Origin of the sequence: Roseitalea porphyridii, from assembly GCF_004331955.1 — a bacterium.
In the GTDB taxonomy this organism is placed as follows: domain Bacteria; phylum Pseudomonadota; class Alphaproteobacteria; order Rhizobiales; family Rhizobiaceae; genus Roseitalea; species Roseitalea porphyridii.
Genome location: NZ_CP036532.1, coordinates 866,770 through 882,061, shown reverse-complemented (window position 1 = coordinate 882,061; position 15,292 = coordinate 866,770). Strand labels below are relative to the sequence as shown.

16 protein-coding genes, 1 tRNA gene and 1 pseudogene are annotated in these 15,292 nt (G+C 67.1%); 3 read left to right on the top strand and 15 right to left on the bottom strand.

Annotated features, from left to right (window positions below):
- Nucleotides 1–121: 121 nt before the first annotated feature.
- Nucleotides 122–814, bottom strand: coding sequence for an RlmE family RNA methyltransferase (locus E0E05_RS04230; RefSeq protein ID WP_131615585.1), 693 nt, complete (start codon nt 812–814; stop codon nt 122–124).
- A 1-nt stretch (nt 815) separates the two neighbouring features.
- Nucleotides 816–2,351 carry a Ppx/GppA phosphatase family protein gene (locus E0E05_RS04225; protein ID WP_131615584.1) on the bottom strand — a complete coding sequence of 512 codons (1,536 nt, stop codon included), beginning with the start codon at nt 2,349–2,351 and terminating at the stop codon, nt 816–818.
- A 189-nt stretch (nt 2,352–2,540) separates the two neighbouring features.
- On the opposite strand from E0E05_RS04225, the gene E0E05_RS04220 reads away from it, so the two are divergent.
- Nucleotides 2,541–2,614 (top strand) — tRNA-Gln (locus E0E05_RS04220).
- A 169-nt stretch (nt 2,615–2,783) separates the two neighbouring features.
- Here the strand turns inward: E0E05_RS04220 and lepA are convergent.
- The 4 genes from lepA to E0E05_RS04200 form a co-directional block, all read right to left on the bottom strand.
- Entirely contained in the window at nt 2,784–4,592 is a 1,809-nt protein-coding gene (lepA, locus tag E0E05_RS04215) for a translation elongation factor 4 (protein ID WP_131615583.1), read from the bottom strand.
- A 64-nt stretch (nt 4,593–4,656) separates the two neighbouring features.
- Entirely contained in the window at nt 4,657–5,490 is an 834-nt protein-coding gene (locus E0E05_RS04210; protein ID WP_131615582.1) for a C40 family peptidase, read from the bottom strand.
- A gap of 81 nt (nt 5,491–5,571) precedes the next feature.
- Nucleotides 5,572–6,477, bottom strand: a complete 906-nt coding sequence (locus E0E05_RS04205) for a CHAD domain-containing protein (RefSeq protein ID WP_131615581.1) — start codon at nt 6,475–6,477, stop codon at nt 5,572–5,574.
- On the bottom strand, nt 6,474–6,965 hold the full coding sequence (locus E0E05_RS04200) for a CYTH domain-containing protein (RefSeq protein ID WP_131615580.1): 492 nt from the start codon (nt 6,963–6,965) through the stop codon (nt 6,474–6,476). The genes E0E05_RS04205 and E0E05_RS04200 overlap by 4 nt, the downstream gene beginning before the upstream one ends.
- Nucleotides 6,966–7,076: 111 nt before the next feature.
- Between E0E05_RS04200 and mbfA the strand changes: the two genes are divergently transcribed.
- Nucleotides 7,077–8,060 carry an iron exporter MbfA gene (mbfA, locus tag E0E05_RS04195; RefSeq protein ID WP_131615579.1) on the top strand — a complete coding sequence of 328 codons (984 nt, stop codon included), beginning with the start codon at nt 7,077–7,079 and terminating at the stop codon, nt 8,058–8,060.
- A 191-nt stretch (nt 8,061–8,251) separates the two neighbouring features.
- Complete coding sequence (locus E0E05_RS17460) at nt 8,252–8,389, top strand: hypothetical protein (protein ID WP_192900437.1); 138 nt, start codon at nt 8,252–8,254, stop codon at nt 8,387–8,389.
- Between the two features lie 42 nt (nt 8,390–8,431).
- Here the strand turns inward: E0E05_RS17460 and E0E05_RS04190 are convergent, their stop codons facing one another.
- The 9 genes and pseudogenes from E0E05_RS04190 to dnaJ form a co-directional block, all read right to left on the bottom strand.
- Nucleotides 8,432–9,025: a transglutaminase-like cysteine peptidase gene (locus tag E0E05_RS04190; RefSeq protein ID WP_192900436.1), complete on the bottom strand. Its 594-nt coding sequence runs from the start codon at nt 9,023–9,025 to the stop codon at nt 8,432–8,434.
- A gap of 155 nt (nt 9,026–9,180) precedes the next feature.
- Nucleotides 9,181–9,702 (bottom strand): GNAT family N-acetyltransferase, encoded by a 522-nt coding sequence (locus tag E0E05_RS04185; RefSeq protein WP_131615578.1) that lies wholly within the window; start codon nt 9,700–9,702, stop codon nt 9,181–9,183.
- A gap of 34 nt (nt 9,703–9,736) precedes the next feature.
- Nucleotides 9,737–10,999, bottom strand: coding sequence for a polyhydroxyalkanoate depolymerase (locus E0E05_RS04180; RefSeq protein ID WP_131615577.1), 1,263 nt, complete (start codon nt 10,997–10,999; stop codon nt 9,737–9,739).
- A 225-nt stretch (nt 11,000–11,224) separates the two neighbouring features.
- Nucleotides 11,225–11,518: a DUF1330 domain-containing protein gene (locus E0E05_RS04175; protein ID WP_131615576.1), complete on the bottom strand. Its 294-nt coding sequence runs from the start codon at nt 11,516–11,518 to the stop codon at nt 11,225–11,227.
- A gap of 206 nt (nt 11,519–11,724) precedes the next feature.
- Nucleotides 11,725–12,036 carry a hypothetical protein gene (locus E0E05_RS04170; RefSeq protein ID WP_131615575.1) on the bottom strand — a complete coding sequence of 104 codons (312 nt, stop codon included), beginning with the start codon at nt 12,034–12,036 and terminating at the stop codon, nt 11,725–11,727.
- Nucleotides 12,037–12,164: 128 nt separating this feature from the next.
- Complete coding sequence (gene pyrF / locus E0E05_RS04165; RefSeq protein ID WP_131615574.1) at nt 12,165–12,875, bottom strand: orotidine-5'-phosphate decarboxylase; 711 nt, start codon at nt 12,873–12,875, stop codon at nt 12,165–12,167.
- Nucleotides 12,872–13,444, bottom strand: a complete 573-nt coding sequence (locus tag E0E05_RS04160; protein ID WP_131615573.1) for an NADPH-dependent FMN reductase — start codon at nt 13,442–13,444, stop codon at nt 12,872–12,874. Before E0E05_RS04160 ends, pyrF begins: the two co-directional genes overlap by 4 nt.
- 65 nt (nt 13,445–13,509) lie before the next feature.
- Nucleotides 13,510–14,145 carry a class I SAM-dependent methyltransferase gene (locus E0E05_RS04155; protein ID WP_244597925.1) on the bottom strand — a complete coding sequence of 212 codons (636 nt, stop codon included), beginning with the start codon at nt 14,143–14,145 and terminating at the stop codon, nt 13,510–13,512.
- A pseudogene (gene dnaJ, locus E0E05_RS04150) lies at nt 14,135–15,267 on the bottom strand (molecular chaperone DnaJ). Before dnaJ ends, E0E05_RS04155 begins: the two are co-directional and overlap by 11 nt.
- Nucleotides 15,268–15,292 lie beyond the last annotated feature (25 nt).

Here is a 15,292-nt window from a genome sequence, read left to right as displayed (position 1 = left end):
GCCGCTTTGGCCAGTATCTCATAGATGGTCTCGCCAGCGCAGCGAATGACAGCTTCCCGCCCGTTACGGACGCCCGACCAATGGCCACTCCGTCCGCAGCACCGGCAGCAGACGCCGGGCCTCACCCCCTGCCCTTGAAGCCCTTGGCCAACAAATAGAGCTCCACGGACTCGGCGCGGCTGGCGTCGGGCTTGACGTGGATGACCTTGGCGAAATGGTTCTTGAGCCGGTCGAGCAGCGCCTTTTCGGTGCCGCCCTGGAAGGTCTTGGCGAGGAAATGGCCGCCCGGCTCCAGTACCTCGATGGCGAACTCGGCGGCCACCTCGACCAGATGCATGGTGCGCATGTGGTCGGTCTGGCGGTGGCCGACGGTCGGCGCGGCCATGTCGGACAGAACCACGTCCGGCGCGCCGCCGAGCGCCTCGATCAGCCGGCCCGGCGCGTCGTCGTCCAGAAAATCCATCTCCAGCACGGTGACGCCCGGGACCGGGTCCATGCCCAGATAGTCGATCGCCGCCACCAGCGGCTCTTCGGGCGTCGAGCCGGTCCGCTCCACCGCCACCTGGCACCAGCCGCCGGGCGCCGCGCCCAGATCGATCACGCGCGCGCCACGGGTCAGGATGGCGTGCTTGTCGTCGATTTCGCTGAGTTTGTAGGCCGCGCGCGAGCGCATGCCCTCGCGCTTGGCGCGCTGCACGTACGGATCGTTGAGCTGCCGCTCGATCCAGCGGCGCGAGGACGGCTTGAGCTTCTGCTTGCGCCGCACATGCTGGTTGATCGACCGGCCGCCGGGCCGGGCCGGCTTGCGCGCCATCCTAGCGCCCTCCGGATTTGGGGGCGGACTGGCCGCGCGCCCGGCCGCGCCGGTAGCGGCTGCGGCGCCAGACCCCGTCGGCGGCCATCATCTCGGTCAGAAGGCCCTCGCGCAGGCCGCGATCGGCGACGCGCAGCCGCCGCGCCGGCCAGACGTTGCGGATCGCCTGCAGGATCGCGCAGCCCGCCAGCACCAGATCGGCCCGGTCGCGGCCGATGCACGGGTTGGCCACCCGCTCGTCGAACGACCAGGACAGGAGCTGGTCGTTGATCCGGTCGACCTCGTGGTCGGCCATCCACAGCCCGTCGACGCGCCGCCGGTCGTAGCGCTTCAGGCCCAGATGAATGCCGGCGAGCGTCGTCACCGTGCCCGACGTGCCGATCAGGTGGAACGCATCGTCGCGGCCGCCGCCGGACCGGCGATGGCGCGCGGCGAAATCGGCCAGCAGGTCCTCGGCGTGGGCGACCATCGCGGCAAAGCTCTCCGGATCGACATGGGTGCCGCCGAACCGCTCGGCGAGCGTGACGACGCCGATCGGCAGCGAGGTCCAGCCGACGATGTTGTCGGACAGGTTGCGGCCGCCGCCCCGGTCCAGATCGATCACCGCGATCTCGGACGATCCGCCGCCGATATCGAACAGCACCGTCGAGCGCGCCGTCCGGTCGACCAGCGAGCCGCAGCCCGCGACGGCGAGGCGCGCCTCGGTTTCCCGGTCGACGACTTCCAGCTTGAGCCCGGTCTCGCGATAGACGCGCTCGAGGAAGGCCGCGCCGTTGTCGGCCGACCGGCAGGCCTCGGTGGCGATCAGCCGGGTGCGTTCGACCGGCCGGGCGATCAGCTTGTCGCGGCACACCGCCAGCGCCTCGACCGCGCGGTCCATGGCCGCATCGGACAGGCGCCCGCTCGCGCCGAGCCCCTCGCCAAGGCGCACGATCCGCGAGAACGCATCGACCACGCGGAACGCGCCGGGCCTGGCCGGCACGGCGACGAGGAGCCGGCAATTGTTGGTGCCCAGATCGAGCGCAGCATAGGCCTGGGATGGCCGCGTCCGGTTGGCGAGGGCGGGGGCCTGCGGCGGCGCCGAAGGCGCGGGCGCGCGCTCGGCGGGCCCGGCATCGGTGTCGGCCGGCAGGCCGGCCTCGTTCCGGGCGGGGCCAACGACCGTACCGCGCGGCTTGCGCCGGCGTCCCTTGCGCTGCGGTGCGGGCTTGTCGGTGGGTGGGGCATCGGCGCTCGTCGACCGGCGACGGCGGCGACGGCCGCGCTTGGAAGGCCGCTTGGCGAAGGGTCCCGCATCGCTTCCGGCACCGCCCGAGGCGCCATCGGCGTGGGCCCCATCCGTTCGGCTTCCATCGGGCTCACGGGCGTCTTCGCCGCGGGAAATCCGGTCGTCAGTCGGGCGCGCGGCCTCGCCGGTCGGCGCAGGCTTATGCCGATCGCTGTCCGTCAGACCCTGGTCGCCCCGTCCCGAGCGTGGTCCGCCCTCGTCGCGGGCCGACGGGCCCGCCGGAGACACGAGCGTGTCCGGTCCAGGCATCGTCACATCTTCTTTCCCGCGCAGCGCAGCCCGATGGGCGCAGCACGCGCGCTATCTGCAGTTGCCCGAAGCGTAACAGCGGTGTCACATTTCGCAAAGGCAAAAAGCGCCGCCCCGATTGCATCGCGCGGCCAGAGGCCATATATGGACGGTCGCGGGCCGGACCGCCGCCCGGTTCGGCCGGCCTGCTGGGGAATAGGTTAACGGTAGACCCGCGGACTCTGACTCCGTTAGTCCTGGTTCGAATCCAGGTTCCCCAGCCATCCCCCTCTCCCAATACTCCGTCTCCCGTGGAGCGCTGATAGATCGGCTTGCCTGCCCTGCGGCTTCCGCAAAACGCGTTCTGAACCCATTAGAATGCCGCTTGCCCGCGAGTGATAGAATAAGGTCGATCGCCCCATCGACAGCCAGTGCATGCATCGGCTCGCGATGCTAGCTGTCGACCTTCAGCACCTGAATGAACGCTTCCTGGGGAATCTCGACGCGGCCGAACTGGCGCATCTTCTTCTTCCCCTCCTTCTGCTTCTCGAGAAGCTTGCGTTTTCGCGTGACATCGCCGCCATAGCACTTGGCGGTCACGTCCTTGCGCATCGCCGAGATCGTCTCGCGAGCGATCACCTTGCCGCCGATCGCCGCCTGGATCGGGATCCTGAACATGTGGCGCGGGATCAGGTCCTTGAGCTTTTCGCACATGACGCGGCCGCGCTTTTCGGCAGCGGACCGATGCACCAGCATGGACAGCGCGTCGACCGGCTCCTCGTTGACCAGGATGCTCATCTTGACGAGATCGCCCTCGCGGTAGCCCTCGATCTGATAGTCGAAGCTGGCATAGCCCTTGGAGATCGACTTGAGCCGGTCGTAGAAGTCGAACACCACCTCGTTGAGCGGCAGTTCATAGGTGACCATCGCGCGGCTGCCGCCATAAGCAAGGTCGGTCTGGATGCCCCGCCGCTCCTGGCAAAGCTGCAGGATGGCGCCGAGATAGTCGTCCGGCGTCATGATCGTCGCCTTGATCCACGGTTCCTCGATCGTGGCGATCTTGACCACGTCGGGCATGTCGGCGGGATTGTGCAGTTCGGTCTCGCTGCCATCGGTGAGCGTCATGCGGTAGACGACCGAGGGCGCGGTGGCGATCAGGTCGAGGTCGAATTCGCGCGCCAGCCGCTCCTGGATGATTTCGAGGTGCAGAAGGCCCAGAAAGCCGCAGCGGAAGCCGAAGCCGAGCGCCGCGGACGTCTCCATCTCGTAGGAGAAGCTGGCATCGTTGAGCCTGAGCTTGCCGATCGCGGCGCGCAGATCCTCGAAATCGGCCGCATCGACCGGGAACAGGCCGCAGAACACCACCGGCTGGGCCGGCTTGAAGCCGGGCAGCATCTTTTCGGTCGGCCGCTTGTCCTCGGTGATGGTGTCGCCGACGCGCGTGTCGGCGACTTCCTTGATCGAGGCGGTGAAGACGCCGATCTCACCGGGGCCGAGTTCGGGAATGACGACCAGCTTGGGCGTCAGCGCGGCGACCCGGTCGACCTGGTATTTGGCGCCGGTGCCCATCATGCGGATGGTCTGGCCCTTCTTCATCTGGCCGTCGACTATGCGCACGAGGACAACCACGCCCAGATAGGCATCGTACCACGAGTCGACCAGCAGCGCCTTGAGCGGCGCGTCGCGCTCGCCCTCGGCCGGCGGCGGCAGATGCCTGACGATCGCCTCGAGCACCTGGTCGACGCCCTGCCCGGTCTTGGCGGAAATCTCGATGGCGTCGGACGCGTCGAGCCCGATCACCTCCTCGACCTGCGCCTTGACGCGTTCGACGTCGGCGGCCGGCAGGTCGACCTTGTTGAGGACGGTGACGATCTCATGGTCGTTGTCGATCGCCTGGTAGACGTTGGCGAGCGTCTGCGCCTCCACCCCCTGGCTGGCATCGACCACCAGCAGCGATCCCTCGCAGGCGGCGAGCGACCGGGAAACCTCGTAGGCGAAGTCGACATGGCCGGGCGTATCGATCAGGTTGAGCACATAGTGCTCGCCGTCGGCCGCATCATATTCGAGCCGCACGGTGTTGGCCTTGATGGTGATGCCACGCTCGCGCTCGATGTCCATCGCATCGAGGATCTGCTCCTTCATCTCGCGCTCCTCGAGCGACCCGGTCATCTGGATGAGCCGGTCGGCGAGCGTCGACTTGCCGTGGTCGATATGGGCGACGATGGAGAAGTTGCGGATGTGGCTGCGCGGGGTCTGTGTCATGGCGCCGATATAGGGGCGAAACCGATGGCGGGAAAGCGCGAAGTGCGGCGGCGTGCGGTGAAGATCACCCCTTCATCGCCACCGGTTCGGCGGGGGCGGCGGCCTCGGCCTCGCGCTCGGGCGCCGGCCGATGCCAGGTCAGCCGCGTGTAGTCGAAGCCGAAGCGCAGGGTCGGCTTGACGATCTCGAAATAGGGCGAGGCGTCGAAGTCGCGCGGCGTATAGAGCGAATGATGGCGGATATGCAGGATCTCGCGGCGCGAATAGTCCGAGACCGCGCGGGCCCGGCCCGGCGCCCGGGTGATTTCGGGCAGGATGGGATAGCGGATATGCTGGAAGGCCTCGGCGATCAGCGTCGAGCAGATCGCGCGGGTCGGATCACCCGAGCCGAACTGGATCAGCCGGCGGCGCCAGCGCACCGGCACCGGCGGGGTCGGCAGAAAATAGCGCAGCATGTCGACGATGTTCTTGTTGTCGTATTTCAGGCCGATCTTGCCGACCATGAAATCGACCACGGCCTGCCGGTCGGAGGGTGTCAGCCCCCCCGGGCGGCAGATGCGGGTGTTGTAGGTGGCGTATTTCTCCAGCGGCTCGGCGGTGCAGCCGGTGCCAAGATTGACCTCGACCAGCCGCTTGCGGTGGCCGTTGGCGTCTTCCTCGTCGAGCGCATCGCCGACATAGAGCGCCGAATGGCTCCATGTGGACTGGGTGAGATATTTGATGGCGGCAGAGATCTGCCGGTTGCCTTCGACAAGCAGGACATCGCCCGGTTCGAGCGCGCGGTAGAGCGTGGCGGGGTCGGACGGCGTATAGGGCTGATAGCCGGACGATTCGGCTTCCAGCCTGCCGGCCAGCCAGCGGCCCAGTCGATCCAGTATCGTGTCGCGCTGCTCGGTCATCGTGTCCCCGGCGGCATGGTCCCGCCCGCATTGTAGACGTGGGGCAGTGAAAGACCGATTAAACAGCGCGTGAGGCGTCCGTCAGGCGGCCAGCCGGCAAAGCGCGGCGACGGCGGCGCGCAGCCGTTTGGGCTTGTCGGCCAGCATCGGTTCGGCCAGCGCGACCGCCTCGGACCGGAGCCGCTCCGATGTCAGGCCGATGGCGTGCGAAAGGCTGGCGCGGGGGCCCTTGTCTCCGACCTGATCGGGTTCGTCATCGGCGAGAGCGGCGAGAACGGCCAGATCGTGGTCGTCGCCCAGAAGGTCGGCGATCGTCTTGGCCTGGCGTGCGCGCAGGCGCATCGAGCCCGGCCAGGCGTGGCGCAGCAGTCGGCAGTGCATGGCGTGGTACTTCATGCGCTTGCGCGCCTCGTGCCACTGCTCGGGATCGCCGGACTTCCGCGCCTTGCCGAGCGCCTTGCGCCCGCGCTTGTAGGTCTTTGTCATGCCGTCGGCGAGGCACGCGGCCGCCTCGTCGGGATCGAGCTTGAGGTCGAGCGCGCCGGCCGCCTCCATCGTCGCCTCGCAGGCGGCGACGGCATCGGCCATCGCGTCGTCGAGGCCGCCGCCCTGCTCGGCGATGGCGTTGCGCCGTTCGACGAGGCGGGCGCGCACATGATCGAGATCGTCGACGACGCCCTCGTGGGCCGGATCGTCGCGAAGCCGGTCGATCGTCTCGACCAACGCGGCCGCATCGCGGATCACCGACAGGTTCCGCGCGGCGTCGCGCAGGCGTGCGTTCTCGGCATCGTAGAAGTCGCCGGCGCAGGGGCGCACGAGGCGATAGAGCCCGCGCAGCTTCTTGAAGCGCTTGCGCGCCTCGTGGATCGCCTCGTCGCGATCGGCGATCCCGCCGAGCAGCGCATGGCGCGCCTTGCCCGCCTGGTCGGCGGCGATCAGCGCCACCTGCCGGTCGAGCGGGGCGTCCAGTTCGATGTGATAGGTCATGGCTGGTCCTTGCCTTTGGGCGGCAAACGCACCGGCGCTCCCTTGGTTGCCAGTTCAGCGTTCGACCAGCGCGGGTCCCCGGTGAGCTCCTTGCCCAGCCAGTCGGCGTCAGGCACGGGCTCGTTCTCATCGGTCAGTTCGAGTTCGGCGGTCACCAGCCCGTCGAGCGGGCCGTGATAGACATCGATCTCCCAGGCGCGATCTCCGCCTGCGTCGTGCAGGTGACGCGTCTTGTCGACGAGACGGCCCTCGCATGCGGCCAGCAGGTGCTCGCCGTCGCCGATCGGGATCTCGTATTCGTACTCGTCGCGCGTGAGCCCCTGACCGAGCTTGATCGTCAATTGTGCCTTGTCTCCATCCTTCACGCGGACGCGAAGCGAGGGCGAGCCTTCGGTCAGATAGCCCTGCCGCAACCGACCCACGGGTCTGGCGCCGGGACGCCAACCGTCCGAAACGACGAGGAACTTGCGTTCGATCTCCCTGGCCATCAGACGAAATTCGTTTGCCCGGCAGCCGGCGTCAAGCGGCGCATTGTCGCCTTGCCCGCGCGGCGCGAGTCGACTATTTTAGAATTATTCTAATTTATGTGGGAAACAGTCATGATTTCGCGCTTTTTCAGCGGTGGGCGCCGGGACTTTTCGTCCCTTTCGGAGCAGGAGGTTCTGGCCCTCGCCATCTCCTCGGAAGAAGACGATGCGCGCATCTATCTGGCCTATGCCGACGGGCTGCGCGAGGAGTATCCGCAATCGGCCAGGGTCTTCGAGGGCATGGCGGAAGAGGAGAACGAGCATCGGGCCCGGCTGATCGCGCTGCACAAGAAGCGCTTCGGCGACCGCATTCCGCTGATCCGGCGCGAGCATGTGCGCGGCTATTACGAGCGCAAGCCGGACTGGCTGGTGCGTCCGCTCGGGCTCGAGAAGGTTCGCGCCCAGGCGGCGGCGATGGAGGCGCAGGCGCATCGTTTCTATCTGAAGGCGGCGCAGCAGGCGCAGGACGCCGACACGCGTGCCCTGCTGGGCGAGTTGGCGCTCGCCGAAAGCGGCCACGAGCGGACGGCCGAGGCACTTGCGGCCGAGCACCTGACCGAGGAGGCGCGCGCCGAGGAGGAGCACACCGAGCGGCGGCAGTTCATCCTGACCTACGTCCAGCCGGGCCTTGCCGGACTGATGGACGGATCGGTGTCGACGCTGGCGCCGATCTTCGCGACGGCTTTTGCCACCCAGGATACGTGGACGACGTTCCTGGTCGGGCTTGCCGCCTCGATCGGCGCGGGCATCTCGATGGGCTTCACCGAGGTCGCCTCGGACGACGGCGTCATCTCCGGGCGCGGCTCGCCGATCAAGCGGGGGCTGGCGACCGGGATCATGACCACCGTGGGCGGCCTCGGCCATGCCCTGCCCTATCTGATCCCGCACTTCTGGACCGCGACCACCGTGGCGATCATCGTCGTGTTCATCGAACTGTGGGCGATCACGTGGATCCAGAACCGCTATATGGAAACGCCGTGGAACCGGGCGATCTTCCAGGTGGTGCTGGGCGGCGCACTGGTGTTTGCGGCGGGCATGCTGATCGGCAACGCCTAGACCTTCGGCCGGTCGGCCGGCCAAAGGTTAAACCGGCATTAACCATGTCGCGCGATGATGCTTGCATTGCGTTATTCGCCGGCCCCTGAGGCATCGATTCGGCCCGCTCGTTCACGCCGAATTCATCTGTGGCGCGCTAGTCTCGGACCCACATGAAGCGGCAGGGGCGCCGCGCATACGGGACAGGAACAATGCGTGCCATTCATCATCAGATCCGGTCGATCCGTGAATTCATCTGGCCGAGCTACCAGCCCGAGCGTCACTATATGCGCGGGCCGGGCCCGGCCTGCGCGCGGCGCGGCGGCATCAATCTGGTCGACGCCGGATAGGCCGGTCGCCTCCAGCGGCATCCGGGCCGTCCGGTCGGAAAGCTATTTCACGGAGCCGACCACGACGCGGTCGGGCATCTCGATCGACACCCAGAGGCCGGCATGGCGCTCGGACTGGCGCTTGAGGTAGGTGTATTCGGTGTCGGTCCAGAGGCGCACGTCGGTGCGCAGATTGTCGAGCACGAAGTCGCCCCTGTCAGTGCGCACGGTCAGGACGGCATGACCTTCGCCATCGGGCTTGCGCACCACGGTGATCAGCAGGCCGGATGGCGGCAGCCCCTTGTTGATGAGCATCTGCCGCTTGAGCAGCACATAGTCCTCGCAGTCACCGGCCGCGTCCGGATAGGTCCAGACTTCCTCGCGCCCGTAGATCTCCAGGTCGCTGCGCGGCTCGATCACCATGTTGACGGACGAATTGACATCGAGAATGTCGGCCCAGACGCCACGGTCGATGGCGATGGGCTCGTAGCTGCCGCGCTTGGGCATGCACTGGTCGCGATAGGTCCGGCAGAACTCGTAGTGGCCGATCGGCTGGGAGGTCAGCCCGCCAGTCTTCATCGCCCCGGCCATGGCCGGTCCGGCGACGACACCCGTCGCCGCGGCCGTCACGGCCGCAAGCATCACTGATACGCGCACGCGCCCCACTCCCTTTGTCCGTCCCCGGCGGGGTCTCACCGGTTAACGAAAAGTTAATCACGCGTGGCGATGGCGCACAATGGCACGGCGTTCACGTCTGCGGGACGTGGTTAACGGCGGTCAAGACCTGTGGATGACGGCGCGGAAAGCGTCTTTCAAGGGCCCCAGAGGGCCGGATCCCGCCACGGTTCGGGCACGGCGAGCCTGCCGCGCGGCGTTTGGCCGTAGCCGGCGAGGTCCAACGACTGCCACGCGGCACGCCATTCGTCCGGGATCGGACAGGGCGTCGCGACGCCTGGTTCCGGGCGGAAGCCGAAGCGACCGTAGTAGGCCGGATCGCCGAGCACGAAGACGTGCTCGCAGGCGGCGTCGCGCAATCGGTCGAGGCCGGCGCGCACCAGCGCAGCGCCGAGCCCCTTGCGCTGCCGGACCGGATCGATGCCGAGCGGGCCGAGCAGCGCCACCTTGCGCCCATGAAGATCGCATCGGGTAAAAAGAACGTGGCCGACCACATTGTCGCCCGCCACGGCCACGAGCGAAACGGTCGCGTCGGTCATGTCCAGCAATTGCCGCACGAGCGGAAGCAGATCCTCGTCGGGAAACACGAGCGGATAGAGCGCCTCGATCGCCTGACGATCCTCCGGCGTGCCGGCCCGGACGAGGACATCCGGGCTCATCGCGACAGGCCGGGTGCGATCGTCGCCGGACGGATCACGCGACGGCACGGATCCGGCTGCGGCTGGTCACGCGCGACTGCGCGCGCATGAAATTGAGCATGCGCGGAGCGACCTCGGTGCGGAAGCGCGAGCCGTTGAACACGCCGTAATGGCCGACGCGCGGCTGCTCGTAATGCACCTTCATGTTGTCGGCAATGCCGGTGCAGAGCGCGTGCGCGGCCCTTGTCTGGCCACGGCCGGTGATGTCGTCGTTCTCGCCTTCCACCGTGAACAGGGCGACGCGGCTGATCGCGCCCGGATCGACCGGCTCGCCGCGATGGGTCATCGTGCCCTTGGGCAGGGAATGCTCGATGAAGACCGTTTCGACCGTCTGCAGATAGAACTCGGCGGTCAGGTCCATCACGGCGAGATATTCGTCGTAGAACTCGCGGTGCTTTTCGGCCGAATCGCCGTCGTCGCGCACCAGGTGCATGAAGAAGTCCTTCTGCGCGATCATGTGCCGGTCCATGTTCATCGACATGAAGCCGGTGAGTTGCAGAAAGCCCGGATAGACCGGCCGGCCGAACCCGGGGTTCGGAAACGGCACGTGCATGATGACGTTGTCGCGGAACCAGTCGAGATCCTTCTCTTCCGCCAGTTCGTTGACGGCGGTGGGGTTGATGCGCGTGTCGATCGGCCCGCCCATCAGCGTCATGGTGGTGGGCGCGTTGGGGCTGTTGTGCTGCTCCATGACCGATACCGCCGCGAGCACCGGCACCGAAGGCTGACAGACGCCGACGATGTGCACGTCCGGCCCCAGGAAGTTCAGCATCTCGATGAGGTAGTCGATGTAGTCGTCGAGGTCGAAGTGGCCTTCGGAGACCGGCACGTTGCGCGCGTCGACCCAGTCGGTGATGTAGACCTCGGCCTCGGGCAGGAACCGCTCGACGGTGCCGCGCAGCAGCGTCGCATAGTGGCCCGACATCGGTGCGACGAGCAGGACGCGCGGGTCGGACGGCCGCGGCCGGGCGAGATCGCGCTGGAAGTGAATCAGGTTGCAGAACGGCTTCGACCAGACCACGTTCTCGACCACCGGGACCGGTTTGGCGTCGATCGTGGTTTCGTGCAGTTCGAAGGAGGGCTTGCCATAGCGGCGCGTGGTGCGCTCGAACACTTCGGCCCAAGCGGCAACGGTGCGCCCGAAGCGGGTGTGGGACACCGGGTTCAGCGGGTTCTGGTAGAACAGCTTGGTCGCATCGGCCACGGCGCGCCAAGGCTGCACGGCAGCATGGTTGAGCTCATAGAGATGGTAGAACATGTGCCGTCCCCTTCCTTGCGGTCCCTCCGGCGGCGTTCGAGGCGCCTCGCCGGTCCGGCGCGCTTGTTGTGCAAGGCAACATAAATCGATTGGCAGGCTAGCACCAGCTTCGCGGCTGCAAAATGGTGCTATTGTCTAGGGTGGTCCCCCGCCGGTTGCGCCAAACCTTGCTGCCAGTATCGGTATGGAGGGCTTAACGCCGCGTTAACCATAAAGCCCGCCGGCTCAGCCCTCGTGCCCGGCGACCACGACGATCTCGCCGTCGGATATCTCCTGGCGAATGGCGCGGGCCTTTGCATAGGTCGGCGAATTGTAGCAGGCGAGCGCGGCCTCGTAGGTCGGAAACTCGATGATCACGTTGCGTGGCCGGGGTTCTCCCTCGGAAGCGCCGATTTCGCCTCCGCGAACCAGAAATGTCGCGCCATACTCCTGATAGGCAGGTGTCGCGGCGGCGACATAGTCCTTGTATCGGTCGGCATCATGCACGGTCACGCGCGCGACCCAGTATCCTTTCGGCATCGGCTTTCCCCGTTTGGCTCCCTCGCAGCGAGGACTACAGCACGGCGGCGCGGAATGCGAGAGCGCAAGAGCCCGGTCGGGCGTCACGCCGGCGAAAGCCACGGCCGGCCCAGGGTGCATCGGCGTGACGCGCTGTGGTCGGGCGGACATGAGAAAGGGGCGCGGCATGGCCGCGCCCCTTTCCGAGAGCGAATACGCTCGAAGCCTTACTGGTCGATGACGCTCAGGCAGCGGTTGCGCACACGCGTGCTGGTCACGGTGTCGTCTCCCGCATAGGCCTCGCAGATGCGCTTGGCTTCTGCGCGCATGTCGTCATCGGCCTCCGAGTAACGCATGGCGAAATCGTCGAATTCGCGAACCATGCCTTCGTCATCGGCGAAGATGCCTATCGCGTCATCGCTCATTTCCATGTCGTCCATCATCGGCCACGGTTCCGGGTCGAGGGCGGTCGACTGAGCAAAGGCTGCGCCCATCATCAGGGCACTTGCGGCGATCGTTGTGGCAAAGGTCTTAATCATAAGTTCCTCTTCTTTTCACTCGTGTCTCAAGGCACGGCATAGACCGTGAACCTGCCCAACGAACGCGGCCCGGTCGACGAGGTTCCAAGAAAGAGAGAGCGAGAAGCCGGTGGCAGGCGCCTCTGCGGTCACGATGCCGTGAACGCGCCCGCGATGTCGGCAACGATCGCGGCCGCGGCGGCCTGCGGATCGGATGCGGCGTTGACGGGCCGGCCGACGACGAGATGGCTGGCGCCGGCGGCAATCGCATCGGCCGGCGTGACCACGCGCTTCTGATCGCCGGTATCGGCGCCGGCGGGGCGGATGCCGGGCGTGACGACGGCCATGTCCTGGCCGATCACGTCGCGGACCGCCTCGGCTTCGGCCGCCGAGCAGACGATGCCGCCCATGCCCGCCTCGCGCGCCTGTCGCGCCCGCTTCAGCACCAAGGCATCGGCGCTGTCGTGATAGCCGGCGTCGGACAGGTCGAGGTCGTCCATCGAGGTCAGCACGGTCACACCCAGCAGCGTCAGCGCCGAGCCCCGCGCGGCTTCGGCCGCAGCCGCCATCGCCTTGGGGTAGGCGTGCACGGTCAGCATGTCGACGCCCATGGCCGCGACGCTCTCGACGCCCTTGGCGACCGTGTTGTCGATGTCGAGAAGCTTCATGTCGAGGAACACCGACTTGCCGGCGGCCTTCAGTTCACGGGCAAGATCGAGGCCGCCGGCGAACGCGAGCTGGTAACCGACCTTGTAGAAGCCGACCGTGTCGCCGAGCGTGGAAATCAGGCGTTCGGCATCGGCGACCGACGGCAGGTCCAGCGCGACGATGAGCCGGTCGCGGGGGGCGGGCCCGGTCATGCGCGACCCCTTCCCTCGACAAGATGGTCGAGCAGCGACCGGCAGGTCTTCTCAAGAAGGGTTCGCTGCCGTTCGTCCGTTGGCAGACCGTCTTCACCGAACGCGGTGGCGGCACGGGAAATGCCCGCCTGTTCGGTGACGATCTGCGCGCCGACATTCATCAGCACCGAGCGCAGATGATAAAGCCCGCGAATGCCGCCGAGCGCCCCGTTGGAGGCCGCGCCAAGCGCCACGGTCAGCCCGGAATAGGCCTTGATGTCCTTTGGCGCCAGGCTGACCCAGTCGAGCGCGTTCTTGACGAGCGGCGGGATCGACGAATTGTATTCCGGCGAGGCGATGAACAAGCCGTCATGGGCCGCGAACTGCCGCGCCAGCTTGATCGCGTTGTCCGGCACCCCCTTGTCCTTCTTCAGGTCCTCGTCGACCAGCGGCAGCGGATAGTCGCCCAGCGAGATCATCGTCGTTTCGGCGCCCATCTCGGCGAGGACCTTGTTGGCCGCCTGTGCGAGCGAGACGTTGTAGGAACCGGTCCGCACGGAGCCGGGCATGATGAGGATCTTGGCGGGCATGATGGCCTGACGGTTGGTTGCGGCTGGGATGGTGCGGCGCAATAAATCCCAATCCGGGCCTGCGATCAATCCGGGCGGGTATAGAGCCAGACGCTCGCGGGCGGCAGATTGCGCATCACGCGCGCGCTGCGCTGCCAGCGAATGCCGGCATCGTCGGGCTCGAGCGGCGCCTTGGAAGAATAAGTGATCTGCACGAGCGGTCGGCCGGCGGGCACCCGGTCGAGCGCGCCGGACACGAGCGCGTTGCTGCGTTTCGCGCCGAAGCTGAGCAGCGGAATCCCGGAAATGACGCAATCGAACAATGGCACGTCATGGCCGTTCAGGGTCGCGTCGAGGTCGAAGGCATCACCATTGATGACGTTGACGCCCGGAAAGGCCTTCTCGAGATGGGCGCACAGTTCGGCCGAATGCTCGATGGCGTAAAGGTTCTCGGGCGGAACGCCGCGATCGAGGATCGCGCGGGTGATCGGGCCCGTGCCAGGCCCCAGTTCAAGCACCGGCAGGCCTGAGTCGGGGTCGATCGGACGGGCCATCTCGATTGCCGTCTGGCGCGAGGTCGGGGTGACCGCCGAAACATGGCGCGGCGAGCGCACCATGGCGGCAAGGAACCTCAGCCGGTCGGCGAGCTCGCCGCCTCGGCCACCGGAGGTGTCATCGCGATCGTCCTTGCGTCGCGGGTCGAGGTCGGGGTCAATCGCCAAGGTCGAAGAAATCCTTCATGCGGTTGAAGAACCCGGTCGATTGCGGACTGTTTTCCTTGGCCGAGATGTCCTCGAACTCGGCCAGCAATTCACGCTGGCGCTTGGACAGGTTCTGCGGCGTCTCGACGGCGATCTGGATGTAGAGGTCGCCCATCGTGGCCTGGCGCATGACCGGCATGCCCTTGCCCCGCAGCCGGAACTGCTTGCCCGACTGGGTGCCCTCGGGAACCTTCACACGCGTCTGCGTGCCGTCGAGCGTGCCCACCTCGAACTGCCCCCGAGGGCGGCCGTGGTCATCGAGATCGGCACCTTGCAATAGAGGTCGGCGCCGTCGCGCTGGAAGAACTCGTGCGGGGTCACAGAAATGAAGATGTAGAGGTCGCCGGCCGGTCCGGCCCGGAAGCCGGCCTCGCCCTCGCCGGCCAGGCGTATGCGGGTGCCGTCCTCGATGCCTGCGGGAATGTTGACCGACAGCGACCGTTCCTGCGTCACCCGGCCCTGGCCGTGACAGGTCTCGCACGGGTCCGTGATCTGCTCGCCGCGCCCGTTGCAGGCCGGGCATGTGCGCTCGATCGAGAAGAAGCCCTGCGCGGCGCGGACGCGGCCGGCCCCATGGCAGGTCGAACAGGTGGTCGGGCTGGTGCCCGGCTTGGCGCCGGAACCCGAGCAGGTCTCGCAGGTGGCCGAGGTGGGAACCCGGATCTGGGCGGTCTTGCCGGCGAAGGCCTCTTCCAGCGTGATCTCGAGATTGTAGCGCAGGTCGGCGCCGCGTTCGCGGCCGCCGGGACCGCGCCGTGCCCGGGCGCCTCCCATCATCTCGCCGAAGATGTCCTCGAAAATGTCGGCGAAGCCTGCCGCGCCCGCGCCGCCAAAGCCGCCGGCACCGCCCATGCCGCCATTTTCGAAGGCGGCGTGTCCGAAGCGGTCATAGGCGGCGCGCTTTTGCGGGTCCTTGAGCGTTTCGTAGGCCTCGGCGGCTTCCTTGAACCGCTGCTCGGCGGTCGCGTCGCCCGGATTGCGGTCGGGGTGGTACTTCATCGCCAGCTTGCGATAGGCGCTCTTGAGCGCCTTCTCGTCGGCATCGCGGGATACGCCCAATGTCTCGTAGAAATCGGCCTTCATATTTGTCCAGTTCACATGCGCGCAT